Raw genomic sequence first — 12561 nt, 5'->3', positions numbered from 1 at the left:
ACGGCGGCCGCCAGGACCTCGTGCGGACCACCCCCGCTCGCGCGGGGAGAACGCCGACGCGACCCAGTGAACCCCCGGTCGCACCGGACCACCCCCGCTCGCGCGGGGAGAACGAATACCACGCCGCGGTCGACGCCTCCCACGACGGACCACCCCCGCTCGCGCGGGGAGAACGCGGCGACGATCGACTTCGCGTAGCTTCCGATCGGACCACCCCCGCTCGCGCGGGGAGAACGGAGCGCGAACTCCCGGCCTCTGTCTCAGTCTCGGACCACCCCCGCTCGCGCGGGGAGAACGGCGGCCAAGACGAACGGTTCCTCGGTTGGGGCGGACCACCCCCGCTCGCGCGGGGAGAACCCAGTGCGCTCGCTGGTTGGCGTTGAGGAGTTCGGACCACCCCCGCTCGCGCGGGGAGAACCGCGATCAGGACCTCGATACGGCGCGCATCGACGGACCACCCCCGCTCGCGCGGGGAGAACCTCGGCACCGAGAAAGAGGTAATCAGTCTCAACGGACCACCCCCGCTCGCGCGGGGAGAACCTCGAACAGGCTCAGCGTGAGGCCGATGAAGCCGGACCACCCCCGCTCGCGCGGGGAGAACACCCGGCCCGGCGTCATGACGGTGCCCTTGCCCGGACCACCCCCGCTCGCGCGGGGAGAACGACAGGTCGGTCAGCGCGGCCAGCGCGGCGGTCGGACCACCCCCGCTCGCGCGGGGAGAACGTCACGGGACTGAATGAGGACTTTCTCTACGTCGGACCACCCCCGCTCGCGCGGGGAGAACGCCCGCACAGCCGTCGCCTTCGCCGTCTTCGTCGGACCACCCCCGCTCGCGCGGGGAGAACGCCCCCACCCGGGACCACGCAGGCGACCCGAACGGACCACCCCCGCTCGCGCGGGGAGAACACTTCGCGACCTGCGACTCTAGAGGTGCGTTACCGTTTTGAGACCTGGCTGGATCGGTTCGTGGTGGTGTGGCACGGGTCGAGCCTACGTGCTGGGGGCGGTTTTGTCGGTGGCGGGTGATGTAGTGGCGTCGTCACAGATCGGAACCGTCTTGGAGCATGCCCAATGTCGTCTGATGGTCACGTGTCACCTCAGCCGCCGGCTGCTGATGCCCGCTTGTGGGGTAAGCAGAACGGGCTGCCCGCTCCTTATCCACTGATCTGCCACCTGGTCGATACCGCCGCGATCGCTGGTGCGTTGTGGGACGTGTGGGTCGAGGGGATCGCCGTGCTTCGGCCTGGTGGCGGTGATGGGCCGCCGTTGGCCGACATGAGGAGGCTGGTCTGTTTCTGGGCCGGCCTGCATGACATCGGGAAGGTGTCGCCGTCGTTCCAGGTGCTGGTCGAGGACCTTCACCGGAAGTTGGTGACTGAGTCTCCGGAGTACGGGGACTCCGGCCCGGTCCGGGGGTTGCGGCATGACGAGGTGTCGCAGTGGGTGCTGGTCGAGATCTTCAGGGCGCTGGGTTATCCGGCCGGCGAGACGGCCCGGCGCGATGTGGGTCATCAGATCGCTCAGCTTCTCGGGGGGCATCACGGGCGTTTCTGTGCCGCGTTGAGACGCCAGGAACTGAAGAATCCTCGGGCGCGGGAAGGGGTGGGCGATGGCGTGTGGGAGGAGCAGTGCCGGGCCCACGCGCGAGTGCTTGAGGATCTGACCGGCGCCCACGAGCCGCTGCGCGAGCGTCTTGATGTGCCGGTCGCGGTCGTGGTGATCGGGATCGTGATCGTCGCGGACTGGCTGGCGAGCCAGGAGGAGTTCATCTCTGCCCGGATCCCGGCTCAGGGGTGGGGCGCTTCGCCAGTGGAGGTGCGTGCGCATTGGGAGCGTGCGGTGGCCGATGCCCCGCAGACGGTGCGGGACGCTGGGCTCGGGCGTGCGGTGTTCGCCGAACGTACGTTCCAGGAGCTCTTCGATCTCGAGCCCAATGCGTTGCAGTCCTCGGTCGTCAGCGGATTGCCGGAGTTGGTGCAGGGGCCGGGGCTGCTGCTGGTGACCGCGCCGCCGGGGGACGGCAAGACCGAGGTCGCCTTGCACGCGGCGTCTGTGTTGGCTCGCGCGTGCGGGGTGGGCGGGCTTGGTTTCTGCTTGCCGACGATGGCGACGACGGATGCGATACACAAGCGGGTATCGGCGTTCGCCGGGCGGGCCTTGCTGGAGGACGCCGCATTGACTCGTGTGCACAGCATGGCGTGGTTGTCTTCGGACGCGGCCGGCAACGCGGCGGCTTCGGCCGCCGATGGCGACAGGGTGGTCACCACCAAGGGCGCCTCGCTGGAGGCGACGCAGTGGTTGCACGCGAGCCGACGTGGGCTGCTGGCTCCGCTGAGCACCTTCACCATCGACCAGGGCCTGACGGGTGTCCTGCCGGTGAAGTACAACGTTCTGCGATTACTGGCGCTGGCGGGCAAGGTCGTGGTCATCGACGAGGCCCACTCCTATGACGCCTGGATGCATTCCCTGCTGCTGCGGCTGTTGGAGTGGCTGGGGGCGCTGAAGGCCCCGGTGGTGCTGTTGTCGGCCACGCTCACGGGTTCGTCCGCACGGTCTCTGGTGGAGGCGTATCTGCGCGGAGGTGGCCACGAGACATCGGCGGAGCTGCGGCCTTGCTATCCGGGATGGCTTTTCGCCGACGCGGTCTCCGGAGAGGTCAGTGAACCGCGGGAGGTGCTGAGCGAACGGGAACGGCAACTCGGATTCGAGGTCCTGCCGGTGCGCCGTGGCCCAGATATTCAGCATCCAGGCCATCGGTCCTCGATCATCCGGGAGTTGCTGGCGCCGGTCGTGAACGGTGACCGAGGTTGTGTCCTGGTGTGCTGCACCACCGTGGGCGAAGCGCAGGAAACGTATCGAGGGCTGGCCGAGTGGTTCGGCAGGTTGAAAGAGTCCGGTGCGGAGCCGCCTGCTCTGCGATTGCTGCATTCGAGGTTCCGGGCCGGTGACCGAGCCGAGATCACCGATCGCTGCGAAACCGATTTCGGTAAGGACGGTGCTCGTCCCCGCACGGTTCTGGTTTCCACACAGATCATCGAACAGTCACTGGACCTGGACTTCGACCTTCTCATCACGGACCTGGCGCCGATGGCGCTGCTGTTGCAGCGATCGGGCAGGTGCCAGCGGCACCGTGACAAGCGGGGAGACCGGCACCTCGAACGGCGCCCCGGCTGGGTCGGCGCCGATCCCCAGATCGTGATTCTGGACCCGGTGAACGCCGAGGGCGCTTTCACGGTGCCGACGGAGTGGGGTGAGGTCTACGACGAGTCGCTTTTGCACCGCACGAGCCGGCTTCTTCAGGAGCGGGACGGGAAGCCGATCCAGATCCCCGGCGCCGTACAGGAACTTGTGGACGCCGTCTACGCCGATGACTTCGCCCAGGTGGCCTCTCCGGAGGAACCCACCGCGGCGCGGATCCGGGCGGCGGACGACGAGCGGCTGGCCGCCGAGGCGGCCGAGGGGGCACTCTCAGGCCTGGTGGCGATCAAGCCGCCCCACAGCACTCCTCTGCGCGACGACCTGTGGAAGCTCAGCAACGCTCAGGCCGAGGTCGGCACAGCGCTGATCACCACCCGTCTCGGGGCGGACTCGGCGCGGCTGGTGTGCGCCTACGAGCAGGAGTCGGGCCGCTGGACGCTGGATGAAGAGGGCAAGATCCCCGTCCCCGGGCTGAACGGTGGATCACGGGTGACCTCTGTCGAGGCCCGGCTGATCGCCCGGCACATGATCCCGGTGCCGGGGACATGGACCGGCGGCGATGCCGAGTTTCTGGATCTGCCCGACGCTTGGACAAGGAATTCGGTGCTCGGCGAGTGGAGGCTGCTGCCGATGAGGCGTGGCTCCGATGGGCACTGGTATGGCCGTATGCGGTCAGGACCGGTCCAATACGACTCCGTTCGTGGATTTCACGTGCTCTAGCCCATACAGGCTTGCTACATTTTGAAAACCGAGACCCCCGGACGCGTCGTTCCGGGAGTCTCGGCACACCCCCGCTTTCGCAGGGACTTGTTCTCTGAGCCACGCATTCCTGCCCCAGACAGGCGGCTCACCCCCGCTGAACAGGGATTTCTCAACATCGTTGGCGGCGCCCGTCGTCGTGCCGGGCCGTCTGCTTCAGGGGAGCGGACGCATTCGAGACGACTTTCGCCGCCGGTGATCAGGTTACCGGTCGGTCATCTCATCGGAGAAGGGGAGGTTCCATGGTGCAGCGACCCAGTTTCGATCTGGCCACCGAGCGGTGGGCCGAGGTCCGCTGGAAGGATCCGGATCCCGAACGTCCTTCAAAGGTCGGTTTGAAGGACCTGCTCATCCACGCGCACGAGATCCAGGCGCTGACCATCACGCCACCGCCCGCGCTATCGGCCACCTACCGCCTGCTGTACGCGATGACGGCGCGGATCACAGGATTGGACGCGGGGGAGGACGACTGGCGGGACCGCCGGGAAGACCTTCAAGGTGCGCCTCTGGACCCCGACGCGGTCGGCGGCTATTTCGAAGGTCTGACCGGCAGGTTCGATCTCTTCGACCCTGACCGTCCGTTCCTCCAGGACCCGCGGCTGGCCGATCCCGAGGTGTGTCCCAAGAGCGCCGGGGTGAACAAGGTCGCCGTGGGCCGACCGGCCGGCAATAACGCCGTCTGGTTCGGCCATCACTGGGATGCCACACCGGTACCGATCCCGGCAGCCGACGCCCTCGCCGCGTTGCTCGTCTGGCTGTACTACGGGCCTTCGGGTCGATGCGGGACACGCACCCACGCGGACACGACCGCGGCGGACGTGTCGGCGGGGCCGCTGCGATCGAGCCTGTCTTACCATCCTGAGGGCGACTCGCTACTAGAGACGCTGCTGGCCGGTCTGACGCTCCCGCCGCCGGGGTTGCAGCCCCAGGACGACCTATGTCCGTGGGAGCTGCCCGACCTCCCCGACCCGTTGGCGCCGCCCAGGCAACCCGAGGCGTATCCCGGGCCGTGTTCCCGGTTGACCGGCGGCTGGCAGCACGCGCTGCTGCTCGTCCCCGATGCCACCGGCGCCCACGTCACCGACGCCTATGTCACCTGGGGACGCCGCCACAAGCAGCCCTCGACCCACGATGCCTACGTGATCCAACAGATCAGCAAGCAGGGGAACCCCTACTCGCGTCCGGCCGACGCAGGGCGCGCGCTCTGGCGTGACCTGGACGGACTCCTGCAACTGGACACCACCGGTACCGCCCAGCCGCAACACGCCCGACGCCCCGAGGTGTTCGAGACCATCGACGATCTCGGGACGTTCAAGGTGCGGGCGCTGGGTTTCGAGCAGGACGGCAAGACCAAGGACGTCCAGTTCGTCTCGGCCACCACCCCGCCGCTGTTCTTCCGGATCTGGGACGACGATCCCGCCGCGGCCCGGCGCATCGGTGATCTGCGTAACGCCGGGGAGCTGTACGGGCGGCGGCTCGACCTCGCCGTCAAACGGGCGTGGGCCGCGGTCACCGACACCAAGCTCGGCCCGTGCGCGTGGTCGGAGCATGCCGCCGCCGGCTACTGGCCGGCTGCGGAGGAGATCTTCTGGGGCCGGATGCGCCGGCAGGAGTACCTGAATCCGTGGCAGCCGTTCCTGAACGCGGCCAGCACCACGTTCGACCAGGTCACGCAGGACCATGTCCGCGACGTTCGCAGCGCCCGCGCGATCGAGCACGCCCGGGTGGAGTTGTACGGCGGTCGCCGTAAGCCCAAGGGCAAGGACTGACCTGCCCACGGCCTCCCCTCCCGCCAAGGACCGATCCTCCAGCGCACATGCCTGATCTCGGTGCGCCGGGACCTGCTTTCAGCACATCCGATCCCTCTCGGCAGGACCTCATGACCACTCAGGAACAACCGTCCAAGACCAGATATGACCATGCCCAGGACTTCGTCACCGACGTTCTGCGGTTGTGCGAAGATCCCGGCAAACGCGCCGCTCTCCGCAGCGGACTGGGCCGCCCGATGGACCGATGCCAGCGGATGCACCAAGCCATCGCCTGGCGGGTACCGCGAGGTCGCGACAGCAGCGAGCGCGCCTACTACGCGGTCGCGGCGATGATCGCCTCACTACCGCCCCAAGCGCGCGGCGCCGGTGGCCCCTCGCAGCGCAATTTCGGTACCTGTCTTGCCGAGGGCGTCGGCCGCGTGCTGCGCGAACAAGCAGTTGAGGCACGTCTGAGCCTGCTCACCCGGCAGAGCGTCGACGGCGTGCACCGTCATCTGCCCTCGGCGGTCCGGGTCTTGTCCGACCGCCCGTCGGCGGTGGACTGGGCGCAATTGCTGCTGGACCTGTGCGACTGGGAGGACTACCGCGACCAGGTCACGCGCCGCTGGTTGCAGTCCTTTTATCGGACCCGGTACGCAGCCGAACGTGAGGCCGCACAAGCCGCAGACGGCGAAGAGCACGACTCCGAATAGCCAATTCCAGACTCGTTCACAGGAGCAACCCATGACCACGATCCCCGGCCGCTACCTCGAAGCGCACATCATCCAGCCCGTCCCGTTCGCGAACCTGAACCGCGACGACAACAACGCGATCAAGACCGTGAAGTGGGGAGACCGGGAGCGCACCCGGGTTAGCAGCCAGTGCTGGAAGCGCGCCATGCGCCTGCACCTACAGCAGGCCCTCGGCCAGAACGCCCTGCGCACCCGGCGCCTGCCCGAGTATCTGGCCGATCACCTGGTGAACGCGCACGACTGGCCGGCCGACCTCGCCGAACGCGCCGGACGCCACACGGCGATCGCCAGCAGCGTCGGCGCCGAAGCACCGAAAAAGAAGAAGGACGCGGACGAGCCGTCCAATGGCCTCTCGGACGCCTGGGCCACGGCTGCGATGATCTACATCCCCAGTACCGGCATCGCCGAACTCGCTGAACTGGCCATCACGCACCGGGACGTTCTCGAACAGGCCAAGGACCCCGCCAAGTTCGAGCGCAAGCACTCCGTCATCCCCGGCGCCGAGGTCGACGCGGTGCTGCGCAGCCGCAACGGGATCATCAGCCTGTTCGGCCGGATGCTCGCCCAGGTCGACGAGGCCAAGGTCGACGGCGCCGTCCAGGTCGCCCACTCCTTCACCACCCACGCCACCGACACCGAGATCGACTACTTCAGCGCGGTCGACGACGTCACCGACTCCTGGGGAGACACCACCGGCAGCGCCCACATGGGCCAGGCCGAACACAGCGCCGGAGTGCTCTACCGCTACATCGTCCTGGACCTGCGCGACCTGCACACCAACCTTGGCGGCGACCTCGCCGACACCCGCGAACTGGCCGCCGCGTTGATCCGGGCCGGACTGCTGTCACTTCCGCACGCCAAGAAGAACTCCACAGCCCCCAACACCATCCCCCACCTGGCACACCTGGCCGTCCGGACCGACCGTCCGCTCTCCCATGCGGCGGCCTTCGAGAAGCCCGTCCGCGCCGACCACTCCGGCGGCCACAGCGACCCCTCGGTCAAGGCGCTCAGCACCTACGCCGCCGCCGCACAGACTCTGCTGGGGACCGGCGGGCTGCGCCACAGCGCCCACGCGACGCTGTCGACGCTGTCCACCGCCGACACCGACGGCCTCGGGGACCGCGTCAAGTCCTTCGACGAGCTGATCGACGGAGCCCTCGACAGTGCGCTCGCGGTGAAGGAAACGGTGTGACCGCCCCGTCCACCACAGGGCTGTTGCTGCACCTCAGCGCTCCGCTCCAGTCCTGGGGAGAACGCTCGCGCTTCAACCAGCGCGACACCTCCCGGGCGCCCACCCGGTCCGGCCTCATCGGGATGATCGCCGCGGCCCTGGGGCGCCACCGCGACCAGCCTCTGGGCGAACTGGCCGAGCTGCGCTTCACGGTGCGGATCGACCGCCCCGGAACCCTGCTGCGCGACTTCCACACGGTCGGCGGAGGAATGCCCCGCCCGCTCACCGTCATCACCGCAGAAGGCAAACGCCGCTCCGCCGACACCGCCACCCTGGTCTCCAACCGCTTCTACCTTCAGGACGCCGCGTTCGCCGTCGCCGTCACCGCGCCACGTCCCGACCTGTTGGACACCTGCGCCGACGCCCTGCGCGCCCCGGTCTGGCCGCCCTACCTGGGCCGCCGATCCTGCCCACCCAATGCCCCTCTGCTGCTGGCCGCACTTCACGACGACCCGGCCACCGGCCTGATCGACCTGCCTCTCGCACGTCAGGCACCGACCCGGGACCAGATCGTCACCGTCGAGTTCCGTGCGGACACCCCGTTCACCGCCGACGCCTGGCCCGAGGACCCGAACACCACAGGTTCCGACCAGGTCTACACCGAGGCCCAGGACGACCCGGTCTCCTTCTCACCGCACAACCGGCAATACCGGACCCGTCCCGTCTACCGCCGGCACCTGAACCTGCCCGCCGAACAGTGCGCGGGCTTGGGCATCGACTACCTCAAGCGTCTCAACCGGCACCTGAACCCCGATCCGTCCATCGGAAGCGGACCAGCATGAGCACCGACCTGTGGATCACCCAGATCGCCCCCGACCCCCGACACCGCGCCGTGCACGGCGACCTTCGTGACGTCGTCAAACTGCACCAGCGCATCATGAGCCTGTTCCCCGACGACCTCGGGCCCGAAGCCCGCCGTCAGGCCGCCGCCCTGTTCCGGCTGGAAGAGCAGCCCGCCGGATTCACCATCCTGGTCCAGAGCACCATCGAACCCGCCCTCCAGCACCTGCCCGATGCCTACGGCGCGGCCCGCACCAAGAACCTGACCCCCCTCCTGGACGGCCTACGCGAAGGCGCCAACGTCCACTACCGGATCACCGCTAACGCCACCCGCAAGCTGGGCAAGAACACCACAGCCGGACGCCCCAAACAGGTCGTCCCCCTGAACGGCGCCGACGCCGACCAGTGGTGGCAGCGCCAGGCCGACACCGCCGGGCTCGTCCTGCACAGCATGTACAGCAGCCCGCTGGGCCAGGTCACCGGCAAGCGCGGCGACAACACCCGCCTCACCCACGCCCGCACCCGCTTCGACGGCACCGCCACTGTCACCGACCCCAAGATGCTCCTCGAACGGATCCGCACGGGCATCGGCCGCGGCAAATCGTTCGGCTGCGGGCTCCTCACCATCGCCCCCGCATCATGAGCACTAGATCTCCCCGTAACGCTCGCCAGCGCTTGGCCGCGCCTACTGCCGCGATGCTGCCCCGTATCGGCGATTCGCTGTCGTTCCTCTACATCGACATCGCGCGCATCGTGCAGGACGACACCGGCGTCACAGCCCGTTTCGAGCTCGGCGACGACGTTCACCGCGTCGCCCTGCCCACCGCGGCCCTCGGCTGCCTATTGCTCGGTCCAGGCGTGTCGATCACCACCCGCGCGTTGTCGACCCTCGCACGGCATGGCACCACCGTCATCTGCACCGGGGCCGGCGGAGTCCGCTGCTATGCCGCGTCCGTCGCAGACTCCCTGCCCACCCGGTGGCTGGAGACCCAGGTTCGCGCGTGGAGCGACGATACCCAGCGCGCCGCCGTCGCACGGCGCATGTACCGCCAGCGGTTCGGCGACACCGTCCCGGCTGACGCCGGCATCGCCCAGTTGCGCGGCCTGGAAGGGCAGCGCATGAAAGCGCTGTACCGGATGCTCGCCGAGCAGAACGGTGTACGCCCTTTCAAACGCTCCTACGCCCCCGACGACTGGGACGCGCAGGACCCCGTCAACCGGGCCCTCTCAGCCGCCAACACCTGCCTCTACGGCATAGCCCACGCCGCGATCAACGCCATCGGCTGCACCCCCGGCCTCGGGTTCGTCCACACCGGCACCTCGCATTCCTTCGTCTATGACATCGCCGATCTCTACAAGGCCGAACTCACCCTCCCGCTGGCCTTCGCCCTCCACGACTCCACCGACCCCGACGGCCAGGCCCGCCGTTCGTTCCGCGACGGCCTGCGCCTGTTCCGCCTGCTGCCGCGCATCGTCGCCGACATCCAAACTCTTCTGGATCCCGACGATGGCACCCGCCAAGAGGACGCCGAGGAAGCCGCCGAAGAACTCGTCGACCTGTGGGACCCCGACTTCGGGCGCCTCGCAGGCGGCACCAACTACGGACACGAGTGACATGGCGACCATGACCGTCATCGCCACCACTGCGATCCCCGACCACCTACGCGGCGCCCTCACCCGCTGGATGATCGAGCCCATGCCCGGCCTCTACGTCGGCACCCTCTCCGCACGCGTCCGCACCGAACTCTGGACCACCATCGCCGCATCCATCGGCGACGGAGCCGCCCTCCTCCTGCATCCCGACGCCAACGAACAAGGCTTCACACTCCACACTGCCGGCCACCGCCGCCGCACACCCATCGACTTCGACGGCCTCACCCTCATCGCCCTCAACCCCACCGAACCAGATAACGAAACAGTAAACCCCTGACAACACTGCAGGTCGCGAAGTGTTCTCCCCGCGCGAGCGGGGGTGGCCCGTTCGAGTGGCGGATGAATGAGGGAGGACGACCGTTCTCCCCGCGCGAGCGGGGGTGGCCCGGTTCGCGGCCGTGCTTGGCGACGTAGGCGGCGGTTCTCCCCGCGCGAGCGGGGGTGGCCCGAACCGCCGCTGCCCTTTCTGTAAGCCGAGCTGGTTCTCCCCGCGCGAGCGGGGGTGGCCCGAAACAGTCGAAGAGCTTTTAAGGGGATTCTGGGTTCTCCCCGCGCGAGCGGGGGTGGCCCGGGAGCAAAACCATGGAAAGCATCAAGCTCGAAGTTCTCCCCGCGCGAGCGGGGGTGGCCCGGCCGTAGCCCAGGAGTACACCGCGAGCGGGGAGTTCTCCCCGCGCGAGCGGGGGTGGCCCGGTCGAGCTCTACGAGGCGATGCTGGCCGAGGAGTTCTCCCCGCGCGAGCGGGGGTGGCCCGCCCCCGGCCGGGCCTCCTGAGGACCCCCAGCCGTTCTCCCCGCGCGAGCGGGGGTGGCCCTCCCTATCTAGGAGGGACCCGAGCATGACCATCGTTCTCCCCGCGCTAGCGGGGGTGGCCCGAAATCCTTGGCCTCCCCGCGGCCGTCGACCTCGTTCTCCCCGCGCGAGCGGGGGTGGCCCGGCACGCGGCGTGATCCGTCCCCAGCCCGGTCCGTTCTCCCCGCGCGAGCGGGGGTGGCCCGTTCAACGCCGAGTTCCGGGTGCAGCTCGCTCCATTCTCCCCGCGCGTGCGGGGTGTGTCGGAGGATCATCGGTTGGGTGTGATGAGGGGGCCGTGGCGAGTGCCACGGCCCCCGGAGGTTCGGCTATTCGGTGTTCGCGTGATCCATGCGGAGCCGGTCGACGCCGAGCAGGCTCAGGAGGTCGGCTGTGGGCACCCGGTAGGTGGAGCCGATGCGGATGATGCGGCATGGGAATTGGTTGTTCTTGGCGAGTTCGTATGCGTATGTGCGGGAGAGGCCGAGGGCACTGGCTGCGGTCTTGATGTCGACGACGGTGGGGAGTTCGGCGAGGTTGGTGTACTTCATGGATTGCACGGGCTGTGTCTCCTGGCGCGTGTGATGGGTCGCTGATTCGAGTTCGTCGGTGGCCGTGGGGGACGGGCGGGCCTGCGGGATGGCTAGGTCTGATGGGTCTGAAGTGGGCCTGGGCGGGTGGCGCCTGCATATTCGCGTTCGCGGTAGGGGTTGCCGGCGAAGCGGGAGATGCGGACGACGTCGCCGGTGTGTGGTGCGTGGATCATGCGGCCTTGGGGGAGGTAGATCCCGACGTGGTGGATGGTGTGCGGGTTGGCCGGTGTGGTGGCAAAGAAGACGAGGTCCCCTGGTTGCAGGCGCGAGCGGGGGATGTGGGGTCCGGCGTTGAACTGGTCGGCGGCGATGCGTGGGAGGCGGATGCCAGCCTTGGCCCAGGCGTGTTGGGTCAGCCCGGAGCAGTCGAAGCCCTTGATGCCGGAGCCTTGGGCGGTGCCATAGCTGGGTCCGGCAGGTCCGCCGCCTCCCCACGAGTAGGGGGTGCCTAGCCAATGCAGCGCGGCGCGGACGGCGGTGCCGGCGTGGCCGGTGGCGACCACATCGGCGGCTTTGGCGGCGGCGTACTTGGCGGCTTGGGCTAGGACTTTCCGGACGTACCAGTCGGCGTGGTTGTAGCGGAAGATCGCGTTGTAGAGGCGCTTGCCGCCCTCGCCTGCGCCGTTGGCGCACAGGTAGTGGGCGGCGCCGTAGATGGCGTCGGCGGGGTTGTAGCGGTCGGCGCGGCCGTCGTGGTCACCATCGATGCCGTAGGTCGCCCAGGTTGCGGCCAAGAACTGCATCGGGCCGCCGGCCCCGGCTGAGTTCACGCCGGAGTGGATGCCAGGCAGTTGGGAGCGGCCGTGGTCGGATTCGACGCTGCCGATCGCGGCCAGCACGTTCCATGGCAGGCCAGGGCAGGTCTGTGCGGCGTCCTGGTACCAGCGCAGGTAGTCGGACGGAATCTCGTTCTTTGCGGACACGGTCGGCGCGCCCGCCGCCGCGGTGGTTTCTGATGAGTTGGATCCGGCGGCCACTGGGAAGAGCAGCGCCAGCGGGAGCGTGAGAGCGGCGGCACTCGTGCAGGCGACGGCCTTCAGCATGCAGGCCGTCCG

At 68.7% G+C, this 12561-nt stretch carries 10 protein-coding genes and 2 CRISPR repeat arrays (1 of these 12 running past the window's edge); of the genes, 8 read left to right on the top strand and 2 right to left on the bottom strand.

Annotation, left to right across the window (positions count from 1 at the left end; translation table 11 throughout):
* Nucleotides 1-906: a CRISPR direct-repeat array (repeat unit 29 nt; unit sequence CGGACCACCCCCGCTCGCGCGGGGAGAAC) (it extends 714 nt beyond the left edge of the window).
* 183 nt (nt 907-1089) lie between these two features.
* The 8 genes from cas3 to cas2e all read left to right on the top strand — a co-directional run bounded on the left by cas3 (nt 1090) and on the right by cas2e (nt 10398).
* The gene (gene cas3, locus QP090_RS01105) at nt 1090-3918 is read left to right on the top strand and encodes a CRISPR-associated helicase Cas3' (protein ID WP_285936524.1); all 2829 of its coding nucleotides are present in this window, start codon (nt 1090-1092) and stop codon (nt 3916-3918) included.
* A gap of 281 nt (nt 3919-4199) precedes the next feature.
* On the top strand, nt 4200-5726 hold the full coding sequence (gene casA, locus QP090_RS01100) for a type I-E CRISPR-associated protein Cse1/CasA (RefSeq protein WP_285936523.1): 1527 nt from the start codon (nt 4200-4202) through the stop codon (nt 5724-5726).
* A 110-nt stretch (nt 5727-5836) separates the two neighbouring features.
* On the top strand, nt 5837-6418 hold the full coding sequence (casB, locus tag QP090_RS01095) for a type I-E CRISPR-associated protein Cse2/CasB (protein WP_285936522.1): 582 nt from the start codon (nt 5837-5839) through the stop codon (nt 6416-6418).
* Between the two features lie 31 nt (nt 6419-6449).
* A complete protein-coding gene (gene cas7e / locus QP090_RS01090; protein ID WP_285936521.1) occupies nt 6450-7649 on the top strand; it encodes a type I-E CRISPR-associated protein Cas7/Cse4/CasC in 1200 nt (399 codons plus the stop codon).
* Nucleotides 7646-8470 carry a type I-E CRISPR-associated protein Cas5/CasD gene (cas5e, locus tag QP090_RS01085; protein ID WP_285936520.1) on the top strand — a complete coding sequence of 275 codons (825 nt, stop codon included), beginning with the start codon at nt 7646-7648 and terminating at the stop codon, nt 8468-8470. The genes cas7e and cas5e overlap by 4 nt, the downstream gene beginning before the upstream one ends.
* Nucleotides 8467-9111: a type I-E CRISPR-associated protein Cas6/Cse3/CasE gene (gene cas6e, locus QP090_RS01080; protein WP_285936519.1), complete on the top strand. Its 645-nt coding sequence runs from the start codon at nt 8467-8469 to the stop codon at nt 9109-9111. The genes cas5e and cas6e overlap by 4 nt, the downstream gene beginning before the upstream one ends.
* A 53-nt stretch (nt 9112-9164) precedes the next feature.
* A complete protein-coding gene (gene cas1e / locus QP090_RS01075; protein ID WP_285936518.1) occupies nt 9165-10082 on the top strand; it encodes a type I-E CRISPR-associated endonuclease Cas1e in 918 nt (305 codons plus the stop codon).
* 10 nt (nt 10083-10092) lie between these two features.
* Complete coding sequence (gene cas2e, locus QP090_RS01070; RefSeq protein WP_285936517.1) at nt 10093-10398, top strand: type I-E CRISPR-associated endoribonuclease Cas2e; 306 nt, start codon at nt 10093-10095, stop codon at nt 10396-10398.
* A 21-nt stretch (nt 10399-10419) separates the two neighbouring features.
* Nucleotides 10420-11119: direct repeats of the CRISPR family, unit length 29 nt; unit sequence GTTCTCCCCGCGCGAGCGGGGGTGGCCCG.
* Nucleotides 11120-11242: 123 nt separating this feature from the next.
* Here the strand turns inward: cas2e and QP090_RS01065 are convergent.
* A complete protein-coding gene (locus QP090_RS01065; RefSeq protein WP_285936515.1) occupies nt 11243-11464 on the bottom strand; it encodes a helix-turn-helix transcriptional regulator in 222 nt (73 codons plus the stop codon).
* A 92-nt stretch (nt 11465-11556) separates the two neighbouring features.
* Nucleotides 11557-12549, bottom strand: coding sequence for a C40 family peptidase (locus tag QP090_RS01060; RefSeq protein ID WP_285936514.1), 993 nt, complete (start codon nt 12547-12549; stop codon nt 11557-11559).
* Nucleotides 12550-12561 lie beyond the last annotated feature (12 nt).

The sequence above is a fragment of the Actinomadura xylanilytica genome (assembly GCF_030283145.1).
Lineage (GTDB): Bacteria > Actinomycetota > Actinomycetes > Streptosporangiales > Streptosporangiaceae > Spirillospora > Spirillospora xylanilytica.
Note: the sequence above shows the minus strand (reverse complement) of the source record. Positions and strands in the feature narration are given on the sequence as shown.